Source organism: Alistipes sp. dk3624, assembly GCF_009557455.1.
GTDB classification, from domain to species: domain Bacteria; phylum Bacteroidota; class Bacteroidia; order Bacteroidales; family Rikenellaceae; genus Alistipes_A; species Alistipes_A hominis.
Genome location: NZ_CP045651.1, coordinates 891,601 through 916,903, shown reverse-complemented (window position 1 = coordinate 916,903; position 25,303 = coordinate 891,601). Strand labels below are relative to the sequence as shown.

Here is a 25,303-nt window from a genome sequence, read left to right as displayed (position 1 = left end):
TTATTCCTGAAAAATGGATTCGTCCAGGGTACAATTCTCATCCGGCCGGTCGTTGCCGTCTTCGAGCAGTTGCTGCGGGTCGGGCCCTTCGGTCAGCACCGGATAGGTCAGCAGGCCCCGCTGCGGGTTTTGCTTCCAGGCCCGCAGGATCGGGTCAATGAACTGCCAGCTCGCTTCGAGCGAGTCGCGGCGGGCGTACAGCGTCGAGTCGCCGAGCATCACGTCCAACAGCAGCCGTTCGTAAGCGTCGGGCAGGTAGTCCGACGACAGCGAGTCGTAGCGGAAATCCATGCTGACCTGCCGTACGCTCAGTCCCGCGCCGGGCATTTTCAGTCCGAATTTCAGCGAGATGCTCTCGTCGGGCTGGATACGCAGCGTGAGCTTGTTGCACGAACGCCCGGAGCACTGGCCCGAAAAGAGTTGCGTCGGCGTCGATTTGAAGTGGATCACGACTTCGGACTGTTTTTTCGACAGCCGTTTGCCGGTATGGAACAGGAACGGTACGCCGCCCCAGCGCCAGTTGTCGATAAAGAGTTTCATCGCCACGAAAGTCTCGGTCGTCGAATCCGGAGCGACGTTTTTCTCTTCGCGGTATCCCGGGACGTATTGCCCGTCGATTTCGCATCCGGTGTATTGAGCCCGCAGCACGTTGCGCCCGATTTCGGCCGGCGTGTAACGGCGGATGGCGCGGAACACTTTGACGATCTCGTTGCGGATCGGTTCCGGTTCGAAAACGGCCGGCGGCTCCATCGCGACGAAAGCCATCAACTGCAGCAGGTGGTTCTGGATCATGTCGCGCAGCGCTCCGGCGCTTTCGTAATACGGGCCCCGGTTTTCGACGCCGAGGGTTTCGGTCGCGCTGATCTCGACGTAGTCGATGTAGTTGCGGTTCCACAGCGGCTCGAAAATGCCGTTCGAGAAACGCAGCACCAGGATGTTTTGCACCGTCTCTTTGCCGAGATAGTGGTCGATCCGGTAGATTCCGTTTTCTTCGAATACCCCGCGCAGCAGTTCGCTGAGCCGGCGCGCCGATTCGAGGTCGGTGCCGAACGGCTTTTCGACAACGATCCGTCGCCATCCTTTTTTCGTTGCGGCGACGTTCAGCCCGGCTTCTTTCAGTCCGGCCGGGATCGTTTCGTACAGTACCGGCGGCGTGGCCAGGTAATAGACGACCCGGTCGGGCGAGCCGAGCGTTTCCAGCAGTTCGCCGATGCGGTTTTTCAGGTTGCCGTAAGTGGCGTATTCGGTCGGTTCGAAACTGACGTAATGAATCATCCGGAGAAATTCGTCGATCTGTCCGTCGTCGTACGACGCGCCTTTGGCGCTCCGGCGGATGCCTTCGCGCTGCTGCTGCCGGAACGTGTCGTCGGTATATTCGCTGCGCGAGGCGCCCAGGATCGCGAACCGTTTCGGCAACAGCCCCCGCACGTAGAGTTCGAACAGCGACGGCATCAGCTTGCGCCGGGTCAGGTCGCCCGATGCCCCGAAGATGACGAGTAGTTGGTTATCCGCTTTTTTCATAGTGTCTTGTGCTATACGTTGTAACTGCCCGACGAGGTCTTGCCGCCCCGGCCGGTCCAGTCGTTGTGGAAAAACTCCCCGCGCGGCGCGTCGGTGCGTTCGAAGGTGTGCGCGCCGAAGTAGTCGCGCTGCGCCTGGATCAGGCTGGCCGGCGAGTCGGCCGTCCGCAGGCCGTCGAAATAGCTGAGCGCCGAGCCCATGCACGGCAGCGCCGTTCCGCCGAGAGCCCCCGCTGCGACGACGCTGCGCCATGCGGGCAGCGCGGCGGTGATTTTGTCGCGGAAAAAGTCGTCGAAAAGCAGGTTTTCGAGCAGCGGGTTTCGGTCGTAGGCTTCGGTGATCTTTTCGAGGAACGCCGAACGGATGATGCATCCCTTGCGCCAGATCCGGGCGATCGTGCCGCAGTCGAGATCCCACCGGTAATGGGCCGAAGCGCGTTGCATCAGCGAGAATCCCTGCGCATAAGAGATCAGCTTGGCGGCATACAGCGCGTCGCGTATCGCTTCCGCCTGGACGGCTTTCTCGTCGTCCGGTTCGCGGCCGGTCATCGCGTTGAGGTCGGTACGCGCGTCCGGATAGAGCCCGCTCGCCGTGATCCGCGCTTCTTTCATCGACGAGATCAGCCGCGCGTAGACCGCTTCGGTAATCAGCGTGAGCGGGTCGTTTTCGTCGACAGCCGTGACGACGCTCCACTTGCCGGTGCCTTTCTGTCCCGCCACGTCGAGTATGCGGTCGATCAGATAGCCTCCTTTCGGGTCTTTAAAATGGACGATCCGGGCGGTGATTTCGATCAGAAAGCTGTTCAGTTCGCCTCGGTTCCATTCGGCGAATACGCGGTGCATCGTTTCGGGATCGAGCTGCAAGCTGTTTTTCAGCAGTGCGTAAGCCTCCGCGATTAGCTGCATATCGCCGTACTCGATGCCGTTATGCACCGTTTTGACGAAGTGCCCGGCTCCGCCGCTGCCGATCCATTCGCAGCACGGGGTGCCGTCGTCCAGCTTCGCGGCGATGCCCTGCAATACGTCTTTGACCAGCGGCCATGCTTCCGGCGTACCTCCCGGCATGATCGACGGGCCGTGCAGGGCCCCTTCCTCCCCGCCGGAGATCCCCGCTCCGACGAAATACAGTCCCCGGTTTTCGACCTCTTTCACGCGCCGGGCCGTATCCTGAAAGGCGGAGTTGCCTCCGTCGATAATTACGTCTCCCGGTTCCATCAGCGGCGTCAATTGCGCGATCAGTTCGTCGACCGCTTCCCCGGCCCGCACCATCATCATGATCCGGCGCGGACGCCTGACCGATCCGACCAACTCGCGAATCGAGTGCGTGCCCGTGAACCGTTTCCCGTTGCCGCGTCCTGCGACGAAACGGTCGACGACGCCTTTTTCGCCCGGCGCCGTCCGGTTGTAGACCGACACGCTGAATCCTTTGCTTTCCATGTTCAGCGCGAGGTTTTCACCCATTACGGCCAGGCCGATCAGTCCGATATCCGTTTTTTCCATAGTTTTCGTGAGTTTTGAATTTGCGAAGCCTTGCGGCCGCATAGCGTTTCTATACAAATATCATACTTTTTTCGGATCAAACCTTCTGATCTTTCAGAAAAAACGGCGGATTCTCAATTCGATAGCAAAATAAAGTCCCGGTGGAACGATGCCGTCGGGACTTGCGCGAATTCGTGTGAATTATGGAACGGCGAATTCAGACCGCTTCGCGGGTCGTGTGACCGGCGGTCGTGAAATCCATCTCGGCGACGCGCGCGAGCGCGAAATGCCGCAGGACGGTCTGCCGCTGTGCGGCATCGGCGACGAACAACGCGGTGGAGAGCACCTCGCTGTCGAGGGCGGACGGAGCCGCTACCGAGACGATCCGGTTGTCGGTGACCGGTTTTCCGGTTCGCGGCGAACGGATATGTCCGCGGTTCGACGGCAGGTTGCCCGACGAGGAGAGGCAGAGGTCGTTCAGTCCGAAGAAGGTCATGTTCTCGCCGCGCCGTAACGGGTTCTCTACGCCGACCTGCCAACTGTCGCCGGACGGGTGGCAGCCGATCCCGCAGACCGAACTATTGCCGAAATTGACCAACGCGGTCGTGATTCCGGCGTTTTTCAACATGCCGAGAGCCTGTTGCAATGCGTATCCCTTGCCGTATCCCCCGAAATCGAAAATTGCGTCCGGACGCAGTTTGACGACCGCTTCGCAGGCGGGGTCGACCGCGAAACAAGACTCCCCCGGCAAGTATTCCGGCGTTTGGATCGCAATATCGAACGCCCCGCCGGTCATTTCGCGGTAACGCAGCGCATCGGCGAAAATCCCGAGCAACTCCGGATCGGCCGGGCATTTGTCATAGAACGTGTTCTGATTGATCTGCCACACGTCGCTCGCTTCGTCGAACCGGTTCAGGCGGTTCTCGATCCTCCGGATCTCCGCGGCGATGTCGCGGCACAATGCTGCAGCTTCATTTTCAGTCGGGCCGACCGTCAACAGGTCGAACCGGCTGTGCATCGCTTCGAACCATCCGTAGAACAGACCCGTTCCGTTCTGCATTTGCCGGAACGTATGGCTGACCGCATCTCCCATCCGTTACGCTTTCGCTTTTTCGTTACGTTTGCGGCAGCCGCCTTTCCCGCACACGAGTCGCAGGACGAGCCTGCCTGCCCAGCGGATCGGGATCAGCACGGCGTAAAGCAGCACGGACAACGGCAAGATTACGTACCACAACGACAGAAGTTCGCTCCAACTGGTTCCGTACTGGACGATGGCATAAGCGTTCCATGCCGTCAGCGCGGCTACGCAGCAGATCCATACGATTATTTCCCGGCGGATTTGCCGCCCCTTGATTACGATATCTTTCATAGTTCGTCGCTTTTGCGGTTACAGATAGTCGATGCGGTACTCTTCCGGGAACAGAATTTCCCGTTTCTCTTCGATGGCTTGCAGCCCGAGCAGCGACAGCACGGTCGCGTAGTAGCCCTCCTCGGCGATCATCGGCGGTTGTTCTCCGGTGATCGCGGCTTCGACGAACGCATCGACCGTGAAGCCGGTGCCGTCCAGGAAGTCGCGTTTCTTGCCGATGATGTATTCGCCGTGGTTCTTGCGGGCGATCTCGGGGTCCCAGCTCGGGCCGGCGAAAGAGACGGAGCTGAAAATATCCTTCTCGATGTTGTTGATCATCTGCAAGAATCCGGGCATCGGCGGCGTCTTTTCGAAATAGTATTTGCCGACTTCGGGTTCGAGGGTTCCCAGGTTGCCCATAATCTGCTCTTCGAGCCCGTAGAACTGGTTTGATATGATCGAGTCGAAGGACATCCGCTTGCCGTTTTTGTACGTATACATCACGCCGACATTGTCCTCCACTTCGCGGCCGTCTTTCCAGTAGGTGATTCCCCCCTGTCCGTAGATCCGTTCGGGCAGCTCGCGCCAGATCCACGTTCCCATTTGGATCTGGTGGCAGCCCAGTTCGGTCATCAGGCCGCCGGAGTATTCCTTGTAGTGCCGCCAGTTGATTTTACGCTCCAGTTCGGGCGACGGGACGGGCCTGCGCCAGTCGCCGTTGCGGTTCCAGAACGTTTTGATCCCCTGTATTTCGCCGAACATTCCCGAACGGATCATTTCGATCGCCTTCAGGTAGACCGGGTCGAAAAGCCGCTGTTGGTCGACGAAAAAAACATGCCCCGTCCGTTTATGGGTCTGGTACATCGTCAGCGTGTCCGGCAGCGTCCGGGCCATTGATTTTTCGCAGAAAACGTGCTTGCCCGCTTCCATCGCGGCGCCGGCGATTTCGAGGTGCGTATGCAACGGGGTGGCGATTACCACGCCGTCTACGTTCGGGTCGTCGATCACCTGCCGGTAATCCGCGCAGGTTTTCGCGCTCGGCGCGATCTGACGGCCCAGGTCGAGCCACGGCTCGTAATTGTCGCACAGCCATACGACTTCGGCCTTCGGGTTCATTACCAGGAAATTGAGCAGGTAGCGTCCCCGGTCGCCGGTGCCGATCACCGCGATCCGGGTTTTGTGTCCCGTCGTGGCTTTCCGCTTGTCCTCGGCCATTCCCGACAGCCACGGGAAAGAGGAGAGCAGGGCTGTGGTGCCCGCGACGAATCCGAGCTCTTTCAGGAAGTCCCGGCGGTTTATTTTCTCGTTGTTCATGGTTTCTTCGGATTGCAGCGGGGGCCTATTGTATCGGCCCCGATTACAAATGTACTTTTTTTATTAAAATTTAAAAACTTTGCCGCCTGCCAGCACTTCCTGGTGCTCTTCGTCGAACGTGACGTATTGTTTGGTGCGCAGCGCGGCATTGACCATGATGCAGGCCGACGAATGGTCGTAGGCCGCTTCGACCGGAGCGTTCGTTTTTTCGCCGCTGCGGATGCACTCCATCCAGTTGCGGACGTGAACCGAGGTCATCGGGTCTACGCCGGTCACTCCGGCCGTGGCCACTTTCATCGTCGATTTCAGATCGAGCGGCGCGAGCTGATTCGCATGCATACCCATCGCTTTGGCTTCTCCTTCGGTCAGACCGCCGTTCGGGGTGATCTTGTTGGTGTCGAGGTTCAATTCGCCGCCGTTCGAGTAGTAGATCTCCTTGACGCTGCCGGCGCTGTTCGTAAAACGCGAGGTGTATTGTACGAGGAATCCTTTCTGCGGGTCGTCGGCCGGACCGTAGTCCATCACGGCGGTCATCGTGTCGAAATTCGTGCGGCCGTCGTGCCACAGGTAGATGCCGCCGTTGGCCGTTACGCTGCGCGGGTGTTTCAGTCCGGTGAACCAGTGCACCGTGTCGATCTGGTGCGCCATCCACTGGCCGGGGATTCCCGACGAATAGGGCCAGAACAACCGATATTCGAGGTATTTGCGCGGGTCGAACGCTTCGAACGGGCGGTTGCACAGGAAGCGAATCCAGTCGAGGTCTTCTTCCCTGCACTTCGGAACGAGCGACGGACGGCGCCAGCGGCCCGGCTGGTTGACGTTCCACGTCATTTCGCACATCACGATGTCGCCGAATTGGCCCGAGCGGATGTAGTCGTTCGCCGCGTGGTAGTTCGGCGCGCTGCGACGTTGCGAACCGACCTGGAATATGACGCCCGCCTTTTCGACGGCGGCTCTCGCGCGGCGGTTGTCCTCCATCGTTTCGGCGAACGGTTTTTCGACGTAGATATGCTTGCCGTGTTCGGCCGCCTCGACGGTGTGCGTGGCGTGCGCGAAGTCCGGCGTGGAGATGATTACCGCGTCGATGTCCTTGTCCTTGTACATCTCTTCGTTGTTGCGGTATCCTTTGACCTTGTGCCCGATTTTCTCTCCCACGACCTGCACGCCTTCATCGCGGCGCAGGCTCCAGATGTCCGACACGCCGATCATGTCGAAGTTCAGTTCCTCGCGGTGATCCGTAAAACCGGGCAACAGCGAACTGCGGAACCGGTCGGAGAAACCGACCACCGCCACGTTGACGCGGTCGTTGGCGCCTTTGACGCGCGCATAGCTTTTCGGACTGAGGATGAAATTGCCCATTACGGCTCCGGCCGATACGAGACCCGCTTTCTTTAGAAATTCCCGCCTGGATATTTTTTCGTTCATGATCGTTTTAGGTTAGTTGTTTCAGTTATAAGTCGTTCATTTGTTTGCGGAGCTCCGCGACAGCTGTCGGCAGTTGCGCTCCGAAATCTTTCCACATGCATTCGATCGATACGCAGCCTTTGTAGCCGATTTTTTTCAGCGCGCGCAGGTAGGGACGAAAATCGTCCCCGTCGGTGCCGGGGGCCGTCCGTTCGGCGGCTTCGGCGATGTGGCAGTGCCGGATATGCTTTCCCGCGTCGACGATGGCCTGCGGCGGCTCTCCGTCGGCCGTCATGTGAAATAGGTCGCACAGCAGCCGGATGTTTTTGTGATTCACGCGTTCGACGATCGAGGCGCCTTCCGACACCGAATTGATCAGGTTCGTTTCGCGGCTGTTCAGTGGTTCGATTACGACCGTCACGCGGTAGCGCGCGGCGACCGGGCCGAGCCGTTTGCATAGTCGCACGAATTGTTCTTCGGCCGTTTCGCGCGAGAATCCGTCGGGCACTTTGCGCGATTTTCCGCTGCCGAAAACGATGTACCGGATACCGGCCCGTTCGGCTCTGCGAAAAGTCGTTTCGGCCCATGCCAGGATCTTGTCGTGGTCGGTCGAAGGGCCTACCACGATCATCGAAGCCGGCAGGAAACCGTTGCAGCTAACGATCTCCGAGCCGGATTCCCGCAGCAGGGCGAGGTTTTTGTCGAATGCCTCTTCCGGCTTGTCCGGAACCAGGAAAGCGGAGACGCCGGCCTCGAGGCAGTCGGCTCCGGCGGCTTTGAGCCGCTGCGCGTTGCGAACGTCGGAACATACTCCGATTCGTGCGTCTAGCGATTGCGGCTTTTTGGCCCGAAGGCCGCCGCATCCGAAGACGAGCAGTCCTGCTATACAGAGGATCCGTGTTTTCATGGTTTTGAAGTTTTCAGGCAGCGGGGCAGGGCGGGTTGCGGTTATTTCAACTCGCGGATCTTGATGTTCTTGAAGTGTACTTCGTCGCCGTGATCCTGCAACAGGATATATCCGCTTTCGGAATTGCCGAAGTTCGGCCAGTCGCGGTATTTGCTGTATGCTACCAGCGCATTCCACTCCTGGTTGTTGCGATCGTATTCGATCAGTTTCACGTCGTTGAGCCAGTGTTCTACGTGGTTGCCCTTCACGACGATTCGCGCCGTGTTGAACTGTCCGGGACGGAACGGCTTGTTGTCCGGCGCAGGGATCAGGTCGTACAGCGAACCGAGCTTGCGATTTCCCTTTACGCCGAGTTTGGCGTCCGGGTGGCGCTGGTCGTCGAGGATTTGGAATTCGCAGCCGATGGCCGAGCCTTCGCCTTTGTTCATATCCGGATCGACGAAATATTTGATGCCGCTGTTGGCCCCTTCGGTGATCTCGAAGTCTGCGACCAGTTCGAAGTCTTTGTATTTGCGCGTCGTGACGATATCGCCGCCGTTAGCCGATTCGCGGCCGTCGGATTTCTGCACGCACAGCATGTCGTTGCGGATTTCCCAGCCCGAAGGAGGGAAGTCGGCGCGTTTCGCGCCGCGCCATCCGTCGGTGGTTTTACCGTCCCAGAGCAGCGTCCATCCCTGGGCCGCTTCGCGCTCGGAGATCGTGTTCGGGATGCAGTTGATCTGCGGCAGACAGCAGATTTCGGGCATCTTTTCGGTTTCGAGATCGGTCGTGCAGATGCGGATGTTTTTCCAGCGGACGGTTTTGCCTTCCATTGCGGCGTTATCGCCGATACCGTGCACCTGCAAGGCGATGAAACCTGCAGCGTCGGCGTTGTCGAGGATGTCGGCCGTCGGAATGCCGTTCAGCCACGTGCGGATGCGGTCGCCGATCGCCTCGATGCGCAGTTTGTTCCACTCGCCCGGTTTGAACGCTTTTTGCGCGCACGGGTTTTTTGTCATCGGGTAGAGCCATCCGCGGCGTCCTTCGTCGTAGATGCCGCCGCTCCATGCCCGCGCCGAAGGGTCGATTTCGTACTGGTAGCCGTGCACCTGTCCGTTGCGGTAATCGGGTTTCGAGTTGCTGCGGAACTGCACGCCGGAGTTCAGCCCTTCGTCCACCTTGAAGCTGAGTTCGAGGATGAAATCTCCGTATGTCTTATCGGTGCAAAGGAACGTATTGGGCGTATTGACCCGGCTGACGCCGACGATCGCGCCGTCTTCGATGCGGTATTCGGCCGCGCCGTTCAGCTTTTTCCATCCTTTGAGGTTCTTTCCGTTGAACAAGGGCTCCCAGTCGCCCTGGGCGGATACGGTCGCGCAGAAACAGAGCATTCCGAGCGCTATAAACAGTTTTTTCATCAGGCTTTTATGATTTTTTGGGTTAAAAACAAATCTCCGTGCACGGGCACGACTTTAATATGTCAAAGGTAGGAATTATTTTTAAAAAAGAAAACGGCGTCTGAAAATTTACGATTTTAATTTGAATATAACTGATTGTCAATATGATGTTGGAGGATGGTCGGGTTATTATTAAATGCCGAGATAACGTGTCGCTGTTTTGTCCGTTTTGTAAATGAGAAATGAATATTTTTTTATGATGTTATTTGTTTTATATAATATTTTAATTTATCTTGGGCTGAAAGAACGTGTATGCATATAAAATCACATAATGAAACCTTTTATTTAAATGTATGAATAGCTATGAAAAAAATCTATCGTTTAAAACAGTCGGTACCATTCTATTCGTTGCTGCCGGTATGTTCTTTATTTTCCAGGGATGTCAGAAAGACGACTATTTCGATCGGGAAAAAATAGATCAGACCATTGCGACTTCTCCGGAACTGGAAGAGTATGTAATTGCGGCTTCCGATTTTCAACATTCGTTGAATGCTTTTGCGCATGAAATGAACAAGGTCGATTTTTCAAATCTGGAGATCGTTCAGGATTCGGCAGGGAATTATGTCACGTATCTTCCGGGAATCATTCGTTCTCTTCGTGTCGAAGAAAAGCGCAGATTATGAACGAAAAAAAGAAGGCGCTGCTCCGCAAATATCCGCAACTTGCTTCGTGGAATTTCAGCGAAGCGAACAATTATGTGAATTATTCTACCGATCATTCGGTAAAAGTGAACAGTAAATTTCTGGAGTTGGGGTTCAATAAGTACATGGCCCTGACCAAGTCCGGCACTACCGAGATGTTCGGTACGCTCGGTGAGGTGATGGCTTACATAGCCGATTGGATGACCCGGCCGGATTACGTGGAAGCGTATATCGTAATTTATTATGACGGCACAAAAGAGGTGTTCGTGGACGACAGGAATACGGCAACTGAAAGTTATTTACCGATCACCAATGACAACGGGAACATTACACGCAAAGGTAAAAGAGTCCAGATGGTAGCTCATACTCACCAAGAAAGTGCAAAGCCTGGTAAGGCGGATAACGCAATGGCTGCAAAGTACCCTGGTTTAACCCAGGGCATTTATTATGATGGTATTATAAGTTGGTATAATATTGCTAAATAAATGTTTTTGAAAATAATGACAATCTTTCTTGCAATCGTGTTTTTGCAGGAAGTTTCGGCCCGGGATTATCCCGTTCAGTTTTCGAAGAGGATCGAAAACAACTATATCAAAAGCCGGCTGGAGAATGTCCAGCCGGACGGCTCGATCAAACCGTTTTCCAATCTGGACGGAAAAACCGATATCGAAAACCTTTTTTTCGAAGATTTCAACGCGCCCGTGGAATATTTCTTCGAACGAGAATTCATAGAAGTTTTAGGTCTTCGGATTGTGAGGGATTCATCAGATCGGTATTACTTGCTTGAAGTTAAAAGTATTCCTAAATTTCAGGAAGTGAACAGAGCGTTAGAAAAAGAGTATCCTTCGATCGGAACCCCGCTAAAGGATCTGGATACGGTAACCGACAGTATGATTCGTCAATCGGTCGAACACAACTTAGCTATGTACGCAAAATGTCAGGAGGAGGCCCCGAAGCGCTATCGGGTCGAGACCCGAACGTTTCGCATCGGCGACCGGTTCGCGGAGGCGTTGTATAATAAGTTCGTGAACTGGATCGACCGTTTCGACAGCAAGGCGGAAGGCCCCTCCGTAGGGTATTGGGCGACTTTCCGCTGCGTGGTCGATAACGAAGTCTGGACGCTGTCCTTAAACGACGAATTCACGGCCGACGCCGTCGCGCTGTCCGACCTTTGCCGGGAGATTATCGCGGATGCCGTCGCGGGCCGCCTGGACGAGGCGAAGTATCTGGAACGGTTGGGCGATTGACGATTTTTCTTCCGAAATAAATATCCCCTGCCCGTGCGGTTTTCGTCTGCGCGGACAGGGGAATGTTTTTGTTTTCTCCCCGGCCGGAAGACGGGGAGCCGGTTTTATCGTATTCCGGACGGGCGGCGGATTAGCGTCCCCGGTCGAAGAATTTTTTGAAAAAGAGCCACTGGTAGTCGATCGAGTTGTTCCAGTAGAGGCCGTCGTGCACGCCCGGCCGCACGATGTAGTCGTGGTCGATCCCGCGCTCCATCAGCTTGTCGTGGAAGTTGCGGTTTACTTCGGCGAAAAAGTCGCCGTAACCGCAGTCGATGATCAACGCCAGGTCGCCGTTGGCGATGCTGTCGATCTGGTTGATCGCCGCGTAGTCGTCCCAGCGCTTCGGATTGTCGGCCTTTTCGCCCAGCGCTTTTTTCATCTCCCAGTTGTCCGGGAACGGGCGGATGTCCAATCCCCCGCTGGTCGATCCGGCGGCCCCGAAGCGGTCTTTATGGCGCAGCGAAAGCCACATGGCGCCGTGCCCGCCCATGCTCAGACCGGTGATGGCCCGTCCGCTGCGATCGGCGCGCGTATGGTAACGGGCGTCTATGTCGCGGAGCAATTCCTGCGATACGAAGGTTTCGTAACGCATCGACGGATCGACGGGGCTGTCCCAGTACCAGCTGTTCTTGCCGTCCGGGCATACGACGATCACGCTGTCGCGTTCGGCCAACTGTACCAGTTCGGGTTTCACCTGCAGCCAATTGGCGGCATAGCCGCTGTAACCGTGCAGCAGGTAGAGCACCGGGTAGGCCGGCCCCGTTTTCGTCCGGGCGCCGTCGGGTACGACTACCACCACTTCGACTCCTTTGTTCATCGACGCGCTCCAGACCGACAGCGTATCCACGGTCGCGGCCTGCGCGAAAGCGGCCGAAAATAACGCAACCGACAGCAAGATCAAATTCCTTACTTTCATAATTTTTTGTTTTTCACCGATTTATGTTGGAAATAGAATTTTGTTCACAGAAAATCCGGGCGAAACGGTCGTTCAAAGTTAAAAATATTTTGCCTGATTTTGCGGGGTTTCCGTTTTTTTCGTTACATTTGCGGTCGGTAAACGATGATATTCATGGATCTTCCGGTGAACGATAAATTTTGGTGGCGCTCGCATCTGAAACGATCGTGAGAGGCTTCACCGTGCGAGGAAAGGATCCGCAACATAATGCATAGGGCTGTCGAACTCACGACAGCCCTTGTTTTTTCGGTACGACAAACATTCAAAACATAAAAGATATGAGCACGAGAACGAAACGATTTATCCTTCCGGAAAGCGAAATTCCGACCCAATGGTACAATATCGCGGCCGACATGCCGAACAAGCCGATGCCGCCGCTCAATCCGCAGACCCGCGAGCCGCTGCGCGCTTCGGATCTCTATCCGATCTTCGCCAAAGCGCTGGCCGATCAGGAGATGAACCAGACCGACGCGTGGATCGACATTCCGGAGGCGGTCCGGGAGCAGTACAAGAACTACCGTTGTACGCCGCTGGTACGGGCTTACGAGCTGGAAAAGGCGTTGGGCACTCCGGCGCATATCTATTTTAAGAACGAAAGCGTCAGCCCGGTAGGGTCGCACAAGCTGAATTCGGCCATCGCGCAGGCTTATTTCTGCAAACAGGAGGGGATTACCAACATCACGACCGAAACCGGCGCGGGCCAGTGGGGCGCCGCGCTGTCGTACGCGGCCAAGGCGTTCGGTCTCGAATTGGCTGTCTACATGGTCAAAATCAGTTACGAACAGAAGCCTTACCGCCGTTCGATCATGCAGACGTTCGGCGCGCAGGTGACCGCTTCGCCGTCGATGTCGACCAAGGCGGGCCGCAAGATCCTGACCGACCATCCGAACTACCAGGGTTCGCTCGGGACGGCTATTTCCGAGGCGATCGAACTGGCGATGAGCACGCCGAACTGCAAATATACGCTCGGCTCGGTATTGAGCCACGTGACGCTGCACCAGACGATTATCGGCCTCGAAGCCGAGAAACAGATGGCGATGGCCGGCGAATATCCCGACATCGTGATCGGCTGTTTCGGCGGCGGATCGAATTTCGGCGGCATTTCGTTCCCGTTCATGCGGCACAACATCCTGTCGGGCAAAAAGACGCGTTTCATCGCCGCCGAACCGAACTCGTGTCCGAAACTGACGCGCGGCGTGTTCCGCTACGATTTTGGCGACGAGGCAGGCTACACGCCGCTGCTGCCGATGTTCACGCTCGGACATAATTTCGCCCCGGCCAACATCCATGCCGGCGGACTGCGCTACCACGGAGCGGGCGTGATCGTGTCGCAACTGCTGAAAGACAAGATGATGGAAGCGGTCGATATCGCGCAGTTGGACAGCTTCGAGGCGGGCTGCCTGTTCGCGCAGACCGAAGGCATCATCCCCGCTCCCGAATCGTGCCATGCGATCGCGGCGGCCGTCGACGAAGCTAACAAATGCAAGGAGAGCGGCGAACAGAAGGTGATCCTGTTCAACCTGTCCGGACACGGTCTGATCGACATGGCGTCGTACGACAAATACATCGCCGGCGACCTGATGAACTACACGCTGACCGACGAGCAGATCGCCGAAAACATCAAGGAGCTCGACACGATGAAATTGTGATTCGAAAATAGTTTATAAGAGAATACTGAGATGCCCTCCTATTTTCGTTTGGAGGGCATTTCTTTTATTGGAGAATCAATTGCACGGTTTGACGATTATCGATTTTGGTAATCAAATTCAATTTTTATTTATTCTTCTGTTTGAGGAAATCTTTTGCTTTTCGTTTAAATATAATCTTTTGCAATCCGTTTTTTAAAGGATTATTCGCATAAATCAAATGTCCTTTTTTTATGATAAAAACCGGAAAATCTCTGGCGAGATTATACCGGTGTCTGTTGGCTATGAAAAAAGCATTGTTTTTGTCATATAAAACGGTGGCGCGAGGCGCTATTTTTTGAATATAGTATGATAACGTAATGGAATCTTGAGAATAAACGATATAGCACACGTTAGAGTATGATTTCAGAAATTTCTCCGTTTCTTCCATTGCTGCAATGCAGGAGGAACAGTCGAAATTATAACATGCAAATAAATATGAAGTACTGTCGCATATGATATTTCCTTGATGTACCGTATCGTATATGACACTCATCAGACAACACGATTCATCGGCAGGAGCTATCAATTCGGTTCCTTTTGCACAACTATTCAAGTAACTTAAGAGGCAAATGGCTAAGATCCATTTCACTTGTCAGTCATTTTGTAAGAAAAAACTTCCGGTTGCGGAGCAATAGAAAGTGCGTATAATGTGCTGTCATTTGCCATGTCGATCGAAATGCAATCTTGATCCATAAAATAACGTGCTACCGGTGTGCCGTCCCATGTAAAAATATGCAGTGCATTTCCTTGGTTGGCTCGCTTTTCCGATAAGGTGCGTCCGGAAAACAATCCGATGATCCATTGATCCGTAACGGCAAGATCTACATAACCGTACATACATTCGGCTTCCAGTCCGACATTCCCTTTGACAATTTTTGTTTTAGGTTCGAAAAGCATGGGTCCTTTGATAAAAAAAGCCTGAGTCGTATCATTTGAATGAAAAACCTCTATTTGATCGGCATATCTACATACAATTGCATACGACCGGTTGTTGGGACTTGCCTTGACGACGCCTATATAAGCCTGATTAACCTGCGGGTTGGCTGTTCGGGCAGAAGATATTTGCGGAGAACAGCCTATTTTCGCTTTGATTTCTCCCTTTTGGTTGAATTTGATTACCCGGCAATCTTCGAAACGACCCGTGCCGACAAACAAAGAGTCTTCCGTTCGAGCGATGCATTCCATCGGTAGCAGATCTTCCCTTAACTGCATTTTTTGTGCGTAACCGGTTGCTTGTTGTAAAGCTTCGGGCAAATTGACCCGCATGATTTCAGAGGTAACCACGTCGTGAATATAAAAATTGCCTGACGAATCCGGAGCTGATAATGACCAAGCTCCCAATAGTTCATAAGGTCCCCGGCCTTTTGCGACGATGGTTTGCTGTCGCCCTGTTTTCTTTGAAAAAAGGATAACTTGGTTTTCCCTGCTCAGATCCTTGAATGCGAACAGCGAATCGTAATCGTAGATGCGTGTGGGATAACTTAACGAATCGGCTATTTGCAAAGAGGTCAGTCGAATCGAATCAGTTAAAGGAAATTCCGAAAAACTTTTGATTTGTCGGAATTCCTTGGAATTTTTGCAACCGGTCACTATTGCAACGAGCAATAGCAATATCGACCATTTTTTTAGCATAACGATTTAATAATATGTTGATTAACTTTTCTGATGCAGGTGTACGTCCATCTGCGGGAACGGAATGTTCAGCCCGACTTCGGCGAAGCGCTTGTATACTTTTTCGTTCATGTCGAAAAAGACGCTCCAGAAATTGTCGGTGCTGGTCCATACGCGTACGACGATGTTAACCGAACTGTCGCCGAGGCTCGACAGCGCGATGAAATGGGCCGGTTCGGGAAGTATCCGGTCGTCCTGTTCGAGCAACTCGGCGATCGTGGCTTTCGCCTTGTCGTAGTCGTCGCCGTAACCGATGCCGAACGTCCACTCCACGCGCCGCCGGTTCTCCTTCGAATAGTTGTTGATAATGCCGGTCGATATGCCGCCGTTCGGAATCATGATCGTTTTGTTGTCCGGCGTGTTGATGATCGTGTTGAATAGTTGGATCTCTTTGACCGTGCCGGTCTGTCCCTGCGCTTCGATGAAATCGCCTACATGGAATGGCTTGAATATAAGGATCATCACACCTCCTGCGAAGTTCTGCAACGTACCGCTCAACGCCATGCCGATCGCCAGACCGGCCGATGCGAAGATCGCGACGAACGACGTGGTGTCGATACCGAGGATGCTGATGATCGTGATAATCAGAAACAGCGTCAGCGAGATGCTCACCAGGCTCATCAGGAAACTTTTGAGCGAAGCGTCTACCTCTCGTTTGGTCAGCATTTTGCGCAGGATGTTTTTCAGGTAGCGGATGATCCAGCGGCCGATCGCCAGGATGACCAGGGCGATCAGGATACGGGCCGAGATGTCGAGGGCGCCCCGGATGATCATGCTAATGACTTCTTCTCCCGACATGTGGGACAGGGCGGTCAGTTTTTCCGCGATTTTTTCTTTGTGCGTCGAGTCGGCCACGATCGTTTGCGCCGACATCCATAGCGATGAAAGAGTCATATTCGATTGATTTTAGTATTTTAAAGATCGAAAATAAGTTTCTGTTTCGGGAATCGCTCGTGTCGTCAGTTGCAAAATCTGTTTCCAGAGATGTTTCCGACAGGGGTGATTCACGACCGAATCCGAAATCCGGCGTGCCTTGCCGTTCCGCCAGTAGAGGCTGTTTCCGCTGACCGGGAGCTTTCCGCAGGCCAGTTGCAGAGCCGTTTCGGCGCCTTGTTCGGGCGTCTTGATCAGCGGACGGAACAGCAGGTCGGCGATCGGGTCGAACCAACGGTGCATCGTAATCATGTTTGTGTCGACGATGCCCGGATCGGCTGCGAAAACGCCGATGCCCTGGCGGGCGACCCGCTCGCGCAATTCGAGCGAGAATAGCAGCAGGGCCAGTTTCGAAGTGCCGTAAGCTCGGAAACGAGCGTAACGCTCCGGATCGGGTTCGAACAGTCGGCCGTCGACTCGGCCGATCCGGTAGGTGCACGACAGCGTATTTACGATGCGGCTGCCGGGGTGCATCAGCGGCAGCAGGGCGAGCGTCAGCGCGGCCGTTCCGACGCAGTTGACGCCGACGGTTTGTTCGAAGCCGTCGGCCGTCAGACCGAACGTGCCGTTCATCGTTCCGGCGTTGTTCAGTAGGACGTCGATTCTTTGTCCCCGCGCTTTCAGTTCTGCGGCGAAGCGGGCGATCGAATCCAGCGAGCCCAGATCCAGCGGCAGCAGCGAGATTTCCGGGTTGCCGCTCCGCTTGCGGATGCGCGTGAGGATCGGTTCCGATTTTTCCGGATTGCGGCAGGCCATCAGTACGCGGTATCCTTGCTTTGCGAGTCGTTCGGTCAACGCCTGGCCGATGCCGCCGCTGGCTCCGGTGACGATGTGTAACGGCTTATCTTCCATAGCGGTAAAATTTTGCACGACGTTTGATCAGCCGGATCAGCCGCGACGGAACGAGCGCCGCGAGCGGCATGAACAGGTGGTTGACCGCGCCCGGCGTGACACACCGGCGTCCGGCGAACAGCGCGCGCAATCCTTTGCGGGCCAGCCGTTCGGGCCGCATCAGGATGCCGAGCCGCAGTCCGAGCCGCTGATAATGCCCGCTGAGGTTGTAGAGGTCGGTGGCTACCGCGCCCGGACAAACCGCCGTCACGCGTACGCCGTAATCGTAGAGTTCGTTATGAATCGCTTTCGAAAATTGTTTCAGGTAGCTTTTGGTCGCCGCATAGACCGAAATGCCCGGGAACGGCATACCGGCCGACATCGACGACATGTTCAGTATGTAGCCTTTGCCGCGCGCTTTCATCGCCGCGCCGAAATAGCGGCAAAGCATCGTTACGGTTTGTACGTGCAGGCCGATCATCCGTTCGATCCGGCGGCTGTCCGTTTCGGTCAGATCGTCGAAAAAGAATACGCCGGCGTTGTTGACCAGTACCTCCACTTCGAACCCCTGCTGCCGGGTGTATTCGAAAAGCGAGTCGGCGGCGTCCGCGAGCGACAGGTCGCGGCAAAGCCCGTCGGCCCGTACCCCGAACTGCCGACGGAGTTCCCGCGCCACTTCGGCGATCCGTAGCTCCTCGTTGCTTACGAGCAGCAGGTCGTAGCCTTTTTCGGCGAGCAGCCGGGCGTATTGGTAGCCGATTCCGGAACTCGCCCCGGTGACCAGGGCCAGGGGCGTCGGGCGTTGCTGTGCGTTCATCGTCGTGCGTTGATTCGTTCGATTTCGTGTTGCAGGCATTTCGGCAGCCCTTGCAGGTGTCGGTGGCAGGCCATTTCGGCCGAGTACATCCGGGCGATGCAGTAGTTCGTGTGCTCGCAACCGCAGCGCAACTCGCCCCGCTCTTTCATCCGATTGACGAAATCCGGTTCGTTGATCAGCGCGCGAGCCATCGCCACGCATTCGAATCCGCTGTCGAGCACCATGTCGATCTTTTCACGCGACACGAGGCCGCCGACATAGACCAGCGGCAGTTTCAGCGCTTTGCGGAATTGCAGCGCATCTTCGTAAAAATAAGCTTCGCGGAACGGTACCGACGGGATCATCCAGCGTCCGGCCAATTTGACGCCCGCTTTGAGCCATAACTGTTTCATGTAGTAAGTCAGCGTGCGGATCGGCATCTGTCCGCGCATCACGTACATCGGCGCGCGGCTGACGAATCCGCCGCTGAGTACCAGCGCATGCGCCCCGCACGCTTCGAGATTGCGCGCCACTTCGATGCAGTCGTCGATTTCGAGCCCGCCGCGGAAGCCGTCGCGCATGTTTGTCTTGACCAGCACCGCCATATAGCTGCCGGCAGCTTCCATCGCCTCTTGCATACATATTTTCATGAAGCGCATCCGGTTTTCGAGCGATCCGCCGTATTCGTCGCGCCGCCGGTTCGTGTACGGCGACAGGAATTGGCTGATCAGGTAGCCGTGTCCGGCGTGTACTTCGACGGCGTCGAATCCGGCTTCGCGGGCCAGTTTCACGGCCGTGCCGAACGCTTTAGCTATTCCGGGGATTTCGTTTTTGCGCAGCCCCCGCACGAAGGTGGGGGAGTAGATGTTGAATCCGGACGAAGCGGACAGCGGCGTGCAGCCGCAGATGCCCCGGTGCGACATGTTGCCGCAGTGTCCGATCTGGATTCCGGCGGCGGCGCCTTCGGCGTGGATGGCGTCGGTGATCCGGCGCAGACCCGGCACGATCTCCGGACGCAGCCACAACTGATGCGGAAACGACAGACCGTTGCGCGTTACCGAAGCATAGGCCAACGTCGTCATTCCGATGCCGCCGCGCGCGACGCTGCGGTGGTAGTCGTACAGCAGGTCGGTCGGCGAGTTGCCCGCGCACATGCCTTCGAAGGCGGCGGCGCGAATCGTGCGGTTGCGGAGGGTCAGCGGTCCGATCTTGCACGGAGTGAACAACAGCGATTCTTTCATTTCGTTGTGCTAATAAATATAAGGGATAATCCGTTTGCGGCGCTGCGTGCGCAGTTGTTCGCCGAATAGTTCGTTGTAACGTTTGTAGATGGCGTCGGCGCGCGGTACGAGGTTCGCGAACGTCCAGATCGCGAATACCGCTCCGGCGGCCGACCAGGTCAGCACGGCGAATCCGATCCATTCGACGATCTCGCCGAAATAGTTGGCCGAGGTTACGTAACGGAACATGCCGCCCTGCGGCAGGTAGTGGTTGCGGTCGCCCGGCTTGCGCAGGCGGCGGATGATCCGGTCGGAGTGGATGTTGACGGCCATTCCTGCGAAAAAGATCAGCGTGCCGACGATGAACTGCGGCGACAGCAGCCATTGCGGCGTGTAGTAGCCTTCCGGAGCTATGTAAAAGATCCAGCCGCCCTGCATCAGAGCGTTCAGCACGTTGAACGTCACGCCCATCAGTACGATCCCGAGCGGCATCGTGCTACGCCCTTTCAACAACAGCGGGTAGACGAACGCCCGGTTCAGGTAGTGGAGCTGGAACAGCCCGAAAAAGACCAGACATACCGCATCGCCGCGGCGCGGGGAGCAGAGGCAGAGGATACACATGGCGATGAAAACAGGGGCTTCCATCGCGATCCAGCCGAGCCGGTTGTCGATTTTCGGACCCCATTTCCCGTCGCGCAACATGCCGTACCCGGCCCGGACGAAAAACAGCGCGATGAAAACCACGACGGCCAGCGCCGTCATCCCTGCCAGAAAGAGGTCGTAATAGTGTGAAAGATCGGTCATATTCTTCGGATGATTATGGAAAACAGCACCCAAGATACAAATTTTTTTTAAATGGCGGCGACCGGATTTTTCGGAAAGCCGGCGCTTTCCGAGCGTCCGGGGTACGAAACTCCTCATGCCGGCCGTTGCACGGCGACCGGCGACGGCGACTCGTCGCGCCGTATAAATTTCACCGAATATCCGAAATATTTCGACGGTATTTTTCGTTCGGATAATATGCCGGAACCTGTGGCGGCGGTACGGGTAATTGTAAATTTTCTATTACGGAAGCACTTCGGAAGGTATGGGACGGAAGTGTTTATCGTTCTTATTTGTAGTATTTTATGCTCCGTTTGGAGAGGAACGGCCGTTTTGTGTCAGCGTCAGGGCTTTGTAAAATAAGATATCTTTTTTTGTGTAGTTTGAAAATTTTAGTACTTTTGAAGTTGTGATGATTCAAAATTTCATGCGTTTCGTGCGGTTTCCGACGAGCCGACAGCGCGTTAAACGTTATTGAAAGGATGAAAACAGGTATGGTGCGGAAAGGGAATCGTAAGTTTTTTTAACGAAAGCAATACAGGCGCAGGTACTTGACCATGAAAAACGGGGTTGCGGGATTTTAGAGTGATGACAATGTGCGGGGCTGGAAGCGGCGGAATTGGAGAGCGGAAGCATGTTGCCATCATTTGTGTTGAATCGCGAGAACGTACCGGTCGGCGAGGGGGTGAAATTTTCAACTAATTTTAACATAAAACTAAATTTTAACAACAAAACTCAAAACTTTATTCATTATGGAAGCCAAGGCAGTAAATTTTAAAACGGCAAAAGGCATTAAATCAGCATTCCTGGTTATTGTATGTTGCTTTATTTTAGCTGTATGCGTGTTTCACTTCGTACTGGGTGATCCCGCGAACTTTATGAATAACGACCCGAACAACCACCCGCTGCCGGGTAACTTCAAGGGTACCATTTATAAAGGGGGCGTGATCGTGCCGGTTCTCCAGACGTTGTTTTTGACCGTGATCGTGCTCAGTATCGAACGCGCGTTCGCCATCACCAAGGCCAAAGGAAAAGGCAACGTCACCAAATTCGTCAAGAACGTGAAGGAAGCTCTCGACAAGAACGATACCGCTAAAGCCCGCGAACTTTGCGTGAAGCAGAAAGGTTGCGTTGCAAGCGTCGTTTACTCTACGCTGACCAAGTACGAAGAGATGGAAAAAGACACCACGCTGGCCAAAGAGCAGAAACTGATGAACATCCAGAAAGAGCTCGACGAAGCTACCGCATTGGAAATGCCGTCGCTGCAACAGAATCTGGTGGTTATCGCGACCATGACCACGCTGGGTACCCTGATCGGTCTGCTCGGAACCGTTATCGGTATGATCAAGTCGTTCGCCGCACTGGCAACCGCCGGTTCTCCGGACTCCGTAGCGCTGTCCGCCGGTATTTCCGAGGCCCTTATCAACACCGCCTTCGGTATCGCAACCGGTGCTCTGGCCGTTATCTCTTACAACTTCTTCACCAGCAAAATCGACAAACTCACCTATAGCATCGACGAAGTAGGGTTTACCATTGTTCAGACTTATGCTGCAACGCATAAAGCCTAACTTTTAAAAAAAAATTACTTCTCGTTATGGCTAGAGTAAAAGTAAAAAAACAGAGTACATTCATCGACATGACCGCGATGAGCGATGTGACGGTGCTCTTGCTTACTTTCTTTATGCTTACGTCCACTTTCATCCAGAAGGAGCCGATACAGGTTTCGACCCCGGCTTCCGTGATGGAGATCAAGATACCCGAAACCGATATTCTCCAGATTTTGGTGGATAACGACGGCAAGGTGTTCATGAGCATGGACAAGCAGGAAGACCGCGTGGCGGTTCTGGAGAAAATGGGTGAAGAGTACGGGATCACGTTCACGCCCGAAGAAGTCAACAAATTCAGGTTGGCTCCGTCGTTCGGGGTGCCCATCGGTCAGATGAGGTCTTTCTTGGCGCTGCCCGAAGACGAGCAGGACAAGATTTTGAAAGACTACGGGATTCCGACCGACAGCACCGACAATCAGTTGAAGTCGTGGGTCAAGAATGCCCGGTTACAGAACAGGGATCTGCGGATCGCCATCAAGGCGGATCAGGCTACGCCTTATCCTATCATCAATACCATTATGACGTCGCTTCAGGATATCCGGGAAAACCGGTACAACCTGATCACCACGTTGAAAGTGGTCAGTACAGACAATTAATGCCGTCGCATAAGATTTAAATATTATGGCTGAAATACAAGAAAACAACAGCGGCAAAGGTAAGGAGGGTAAGGGCAAACAGAAAAAGATGACCATCCGGGTCGATTTTACCCCGATGGTGGATATGAACATGTTGCTCATTACGTTCTTTATGCTTTGTACCTCGTTGAGCAAGCCTCAGACGATGGAAATTAGTATGCCGACCAAAGATACGCAGGAAGATATGCAGACGAAAGTGGCGGCATCCCGTGCCATTACGCTCCTTTTGGGAGAAGACGACAAGGTTTATTATTACCTGGGAGAACCTAATTATCAGGACTATACGTCGCTCAAGGAGACGACTTACACTCCGGACGGCCTGCGTGCGGTTCTGCTGGCGCGTAATGCCAACGTCGTGGCACGGATCAACGAATTGAAGAAAAAGAAGCTGGACGGAGAGATCACCGAAGAGGAGTTCAAGACGCAGTCCACCGAGATCAAGAAAGACGAGAACGCTCCCGTCGTTTCGATCAAGGGAACCGACGAGTCGACCTATAAAAACCTGATCGACGCGCTGGACGAAATGCAGATCTGCAACATCAGCCGTTACGCTATCGTGCCGATAGCCGAAGGCGACCTGTGGCTGATCAAGAACCTGAAATCGGCCGGCGATCTCGGCAAGAACAGTGAAATGGCGCAAAACTAATAGTACACATTAAATCGAAAAAAAATGAGTGATTTGGATTTGAATTCGAAGCAATGGTGCGAATTAGTTTTCGACGGGAAAAATACCGAATTCGGCGCATTCCAGATGCGTCAGGAGTCGACGTCCCGTCATAACAAGGCAATGATTATCGTAGCGATCCTGGTCGTGCTGATTATCACGCTGCCCGCGCTGTTCCGCTACATTGCTCCGAAAAAACAGGAAGAAGTCAAAATGACCGAAGTGACGCAGTTGACCAAACTGCCGCCCCCGGAAGTGAAGAATAACGATGTGATCAAGAAGGTGGACGCTCCGCCCCCACCGCCGTTGAAGAGCTCTATCAAGTTTACCGCTCCGAAGATCGTGAAAGACGAGGAAGCGGATCGGGAGGACGTGAAGACGCAGGAAGAAATTATCAGTGCGAAAGTTGCGGTTTCCGTGGCCGACGTGAAGGGTAACGACGACCTGTTCGGTACGGACATCCAGGACTTGAAGGAGATCGCGATCGACACGCCGCAGGAAGAAGTGCAGGAGACCGTATTCCAGACGGTCGAGCAGATGCCTTCGTTCCCCGGCGGTATGCAGGCGCTGAACAAGTACCTGAAAGATAACCTAAGGTATCCGACGATTGCCGCCGAAAACGGCGTTTCGGGAAGGGTCGTACTGCGTTTCGTCGTATCGAAAAGCGGTAAGATCGAGAATGTCGAAGTACTCGGCCCCGTAGACCGCGCGCTCGACGAGGAAGCGGTTCGCGTGGTGAAATCCATGCCCGCATGGGTTCCCGGTAAGCAGAACGGAAACGCCGTAGCGGTGTACTACACGCTTCCGGTTACGTTCGTGCTGGGACAGCAGTAATCATCTTTATTTATCAAAAACCCTGCTTAAATTTCAATTTAAACAGGGTTTTTGTTTTTTAAGGCAGGTCCGGTTTTTGATATCAAAATATGTCGTATGAAAAAACAAAATGATGAAGAACGCAAGCCCGGCGGCATGAGTAAAATTTATTACGTTTTCGGGTTGTTCATGATAATATTTTACGTCGGTATGGCGTATATTATGATATTTTCGCCTATATTTGTAGAACGCATATCGGCTCCGCTGCGTTACGGGATGGGAGCGCTCTTTTTTCTGTACGGTATTTTCAGAGCATACCGGCAGATCAAGGACCGGTAATATCGAATGAATTATGTCAAAGGCAGGTAAGTTTTTAGGGATCGTTTCGGTGGCAATTGCGGCTGCGTGGATTTTTACCTCTTGCTGGGGAAATAAAGCGAAAGACAAACATACGGATACGGCTACTTCCGGAGTGATACAGATCAGCGCCGACGAAAGTTTCCGGGACATCGTGCAGCAGGAGATCGACGTGTTCGAGAGTATTTACGTACAGGCCGGAATCATGCCGATTTATGCCAGCGAGGTGGACGCGATCAACCTGTTGCTGAAAGACAGCGTGCGCCTGGCGGTCGCGTCGCGTCAACTGACCGAGGCCGAAAAGGGAGGGCTCGCCCAGAAAAAACTGTTCCCGAAGGAGATCAAGATCGCTACGGACGGCATCGCGCTGATCGTCAATAAGCAGAATGCGGATTCGATGATCTCGATTCCCGACCTGCGGGAGATTCTGACCGGACGGATTACCCGGTGGAATCAGTTGAATCCCGGTTCCAAGCTCGGCGACCTGCAATTGGTTTTCGACAACCAGAATTCGAGTACGGTACGTTTTGCGATCGATTCGATCTGCCGCGGCGATTCGCTGGCAGGCAACCTGAGCGCCCAGCACGACAATGCGGCCGTGATCGATTACGTGTCGAAAACGCCCGGCGCGATCGGCGTGATCGGCGTTACGTGGGTGGGCAACAAGAGCGATTCGACCCGGATGACGTTCTCGGAGCTGGTGACGGTGATGAGCGTCAGCCGCGAAACCAAAGCGACGCGAGAAAACAGTTACAAGCCTTTTCAGGCCTATATCGCATTGGGACAGTATCCGCTGGTTCGGAATATGTACGTACTGCTGACCGATCCGCGCAGCGGGTTGGCGTCGGGATTCGCCACGTTCATGGCGTCCGATCGCGGCCAGCGGATCATTCTCCGTTCCGGCATCGTACCTGCGACGCAAAATGTGCGGATCGTAAATGTACGCGAAAATTTGTAATTAAAAATAGCTTAACTA

General features: G+C 54.5%; 25 protein-coding genes. 10 read left to right on the top strand and 15 right to left on the bottom strand.

The genetic code is table 11. The features are described 5' to 3' along the window. From zwf to GFH31_RS03810, 8 genes are all read right to left on the bottom strand, one after another. Positions 1-1,521, bottom strand: coding sequence for a glucose-6-phosphate dehydrogenase (zwf, locus tag GFH31_RS03845; RefSeq protein WP_101572549.1), 1,521 nt, complete (start codon positions 1,519-1,521; stop codon positions 1-3). An 11-nt stretch (positions 1,522-1,532) separates the two neighbouring features. Next, entirely contained in the window at positions 1,533-3,020 is a 1,488-nt protein-coding gene (gnd, locus tag GFH31_RS03840) for a decarboxylating NADP(+)-dependent phosphogluconate dehydrogenase (RefSeq protein ID WP_101572551.1), read from the bottom strand. A 196-nt stretch (positions 3,021-3,216) separates the two neighbouring features. Beyond that, a complete protein-coding gene (locus tag GFH31_RS03835) occupies positions 3,217-4,092 on the bottom strand; it encodes an FAD:protein FMN transferase (RefSeq protein ID WP_118457815.1) in 876 nt (291 codons plus the stop codon). 3 nt (positions 4,093-4,095) lie between these two features. Continuing rightward, positions 4,096-4,368 (bottom strand): hypothetical protein, encoded by a 273-nt coding sequence (locus tag GFH31_RS03830; protein ID WP_055204764.1) that lies wholly within the window; start codon positions 4,366-4,368, stop codon positions 4,096-4,098. A gap of 18 nt (positions 4,369-4,386) precedes the next feature. Next, positions 4,387-5,661: a Gfo/Idh/MocA family protein gene (locus GFH31_RS03825; protein ID WP_153498182.1), complete on the bottom strand. Its 1,275-nt coding sequence runs from the start codon at positions 5,659-5,661 to the stop codon at positions 4,387-4,389. 63 nt (positions 5,662-5,724) lie between these two features. Beyond that, a complete protein-coding gene (locus GFH31_RS03820) occupies positions 5,725-7,086 on the bottom strand; it encodes a Gfo/Idh/MocA family protein (protein WP_153498183.1) in 1,362 nt (453 codons plus the stop codon). A 25-nt stretch (positions 7,087-7,111) separates the two neighbouring features. After that, a complete protein-coding gene (locus GFH31_RS03815; protein WP_153498184.1) occupies positions 7,112-7,972 on the bottom strand; it encodes a sugar phosphate isomerase/epimerase family protein in 861 nt (286 codons plus the stop codon). A 41-nt stretch (positions 7,973-8,013) separates the two neighbouring features. Further along, positions 8,014-9,369 carry a DUF1080 domain-containing protein gene (locus tag GFH31_RS03810; RefSeq protein WP_118457808.1) on the bottom strand — a complete coding sequence of 452 codons (1,356 nt, stop codon included), beginning with the start codon at positions 9,367-9,369 and terminating at the stop codon, positions 8,014-8,016. A gap of 332 nt (positions 9,370-9,701) precedes the next feature. On the opposite strand from GFH31_RS03810, the gene GFH31_RS03805 reads away from it, so the two are divergent. The 3 genes from GFH31_RS03805 to GFH31_RS03795 all read left to right on the top strand — a co-directional run bounded on the left by GFH31_RS03805 (position 9,702) and on the right by GFH31_RS03795 (position 11,296). Then, positions 9,702-10,031, top strand: coding sequence for a hypothetical protein (locus GFH31_RS03805; protein WP_153498185.1), 330 nt, complete (start codon positions 9,702-9,704; stop codon positions 10,029-10,031). Next, on the top strand, positions 10,028-10,534 hold the full coding sequence (locus tag GFH31_RS03800; RefSeq protein WP_153498186.1) for a hypothetical protein: 507 nt from the start codon (positions 10,028-10,030) through the stop codon (positions 10,532-10,534). The genes GFH31_RS03805 and GFH31_RS03800 overlap by 4 nt, the downstream gene beginning before the upstream one ends. Positions 10,535-10,864: 330 nt before the next feature. Beyond that, positions 10,865-11,296, top strand: coding sequence for a hypothetical protein (locus GFH31_RS03795; RefSeq protein ID WP_145996540.1), 432 nt, complete (start codon positions 10,865-10,867; stop codon positions 11,294-11,296). A 130-nt stretch (positions 11,297-11,426) separates the two neighbouring features. Here the strand turns inward: GFH31_RS03795 and GFH31_RS03790 are convergent, their stop codons facing one another. After that, positions 11,427-12,251 carry an alpha/beta hydrolase gene (locus GFH31_RS03790; protein ID WP_101572566.1) on the bottom strand — a complete coding sequence of 275 codons (825 nt, stop codon included), beginning with the start codon at positions 12,249-12,251 and terminating at the stop codon, positions 11,427-11,429. A gap of 317 nt (positions 12,252-12,568) precedes the next feature. Between GFH31_RS03790 and GFH31_RS03785 the strand changes: the two genes are divergently transcribed. Continuing rightward, positions 12,569-13,939: a TrpB-like pyridoxal phosphate-dependent enzyme gene (locus GFH31_RS03785; protein ID WP_101572567.1), complete on the top strand. Its 1,371-nt coding sequence runs from the start codon at positions 12,569-12,571 to the stop codon at positions 13,937-13,939. Positions 13,940-14,563: 624 nt separating this feature from the next. Here GFH31_RS03785 and GFH31_RS03780 read toward each other — a convergent pair. The 6 genes from GFH31_RS03780 to GFH31_RS03755 are packed head-to-tail and all read right to left on the bottom strand — an operon-like array spanning position 14,564 to position 20,191. Continuing rightward, positions 14,564-15,610: a BF3164 family lipoprotein gene (locus tag GFH31_RS03780; RefSeq protein WP_118457806.1), complete on the bottom strand. Its 1,047-nt coding sequence runs from the start codon at positions 15,608-15,610 to the stop codon at positions 14,564-14,566. A 21-nt stretch (positions 15,611-15,631) separates the two neighbouring features. Beyond that, on the bottom strand, positions 15,632-16,543 hold the full coding sequence (locus tag GFH31_RS03775; RefSeq protein WP_081032590.1) for a mechanosensitive ion channel family protein: 912 nt from the start codon (positions 16,541-16,543) through the stop codon (positions 15,632-15,634). Between the two features lie 12 nt (positions 16,544-16,555). Continuing rightward, a complete protein-coding gene (locus GFH31_RS03770) occupies positions 16,556-17,434 on the bottom strand; it encodes an SDR family NAD(P)-dependent oxidoreductase (RefSeq protein ID WP_153498187.1) in 879 nt (292 codons plus the stop codon). After that, on the bottom strand, positions 17,424-18,230 hold the full coding sequence (locus GFH31_RS03765; RefSeq protein ID WP_101572574.1) for an SDR family NAD(P)-dependent oxidoreductase: 807 nt from the start codon (positions 18,228-18,230) through the stop codon (positions 17,424-17,426). Before GFH31_RS03765 ends, GFH31_RS03770 begins: the two co-directional genes overlap by 11 nt. After that, positions 18,227-19,450, bottom strand: coding sequence for an NADH:flavin oxidoreductase (locus GFH31_RS03760; RefSeq protein ID WP_153498188.1), 1,224 nt, complete (start codon positions 19,448-19,450; stop codon positions 18,227-18,229). Before GFH31_RS03760 ends, GFH31_RS03765 begins: the two co-directional genes overlap by 4 nt. A gap of 9 nt (positions 19,451-19,459) precedes the next feature. Continuing rightward, a complete protein-coding gene (locus GFH31_RS03755) occupies positions 19,460-20,191 on the bottom strand; it encodes a DUF1295 domain-containing protein (protein WP_055205139.1) in 732 nt (243 codons plus the stop codon). 812 nt (positions 20,192-21,003) lie between these two features. Between GFH31_RS03755 and GFH31_RS03745 the strand changes: the two genes are divergently transcribed. The 6 genes from GFH31_RS03745 to GFH31_RS03720 all read left to right on the top strand — a co-directional run bounded on the left by GFH31_RS03745 (position 21,004) and on the right by GFH31_RS03720 (position 25,285). After that, entirely contained in the window at positions 21,004-21,819 is an 816-nt protein-coding gene (locus tag GFH31_RS03745; RefSeq protein ID WP_055204790.1) for a MotA/TolQ/ExbB proton channel family protein, read from the top strand. Positions 21,820-21,845: 26 nt separating this feature from the next. Beyond that, on the top strand, positions 21,846-22,454 hold the full coding sequence (locus tag GFH31_RS03740) for an ExbD/TolR family protein (RefSeq protein WP_118655860.1): 609 nt from the start codon (positions 21,846-21,848) through the stop codon (positions 22,452-22,454). A gap of 25 nt (positions 22,455-22,479) precedes the next feature. Next, on the top strand, positions 22,480-23,139 hold the full coding sequence (locus GFH31_RS03735) for an ExbD/TolR family protein (protein WP_101572576.1): 660 nt from the start codon (positions 22,480-22,482) through the stop codon (positions 23,137-23,139). 24 nt (positions 23,140-23,163) lie between these two features. Continuing rightward, positions 23,164-23,991, top strand: a complete 828-nt coding sequence (locus GFH31_RS03730; RefSeq protein WP_118655862.1) for an energy transducer TonB — start codon at positions 23,164-23,166, stop codon at positions 23,989-23,991. A 96-nt stretch (positions 23,992-24,087) separates the two neighbouring features. Further along, positions 24,088-24,309, top strand: coding sequence for a hypothetical protein (locus GFH31_RS03725; RefSeq protein ID WP_228385796.1), 222 nt, complete (start codon positions 24,088-24,090; stop codon positions 24,307-24,309). Positions 24,310-24,322: 13 nt separating this feature from the next. Continuing rightward, positions 24,323-25,285 carry a PstS family phosphate ABC transporter substrate-binding protein gene (locus GFH31_RS03720; protein ID WP_153498189.1) on the top strand — a complete coding sequence of 321 codons (963 nt, stop codon included), beginning with the start codon at positions 24,323-24,325 and terminating at the stop codon, positions 25,283-25,285. The last annotated feature ends 18 nt before the right edge of the window (positions 25,286-25,303 follow it).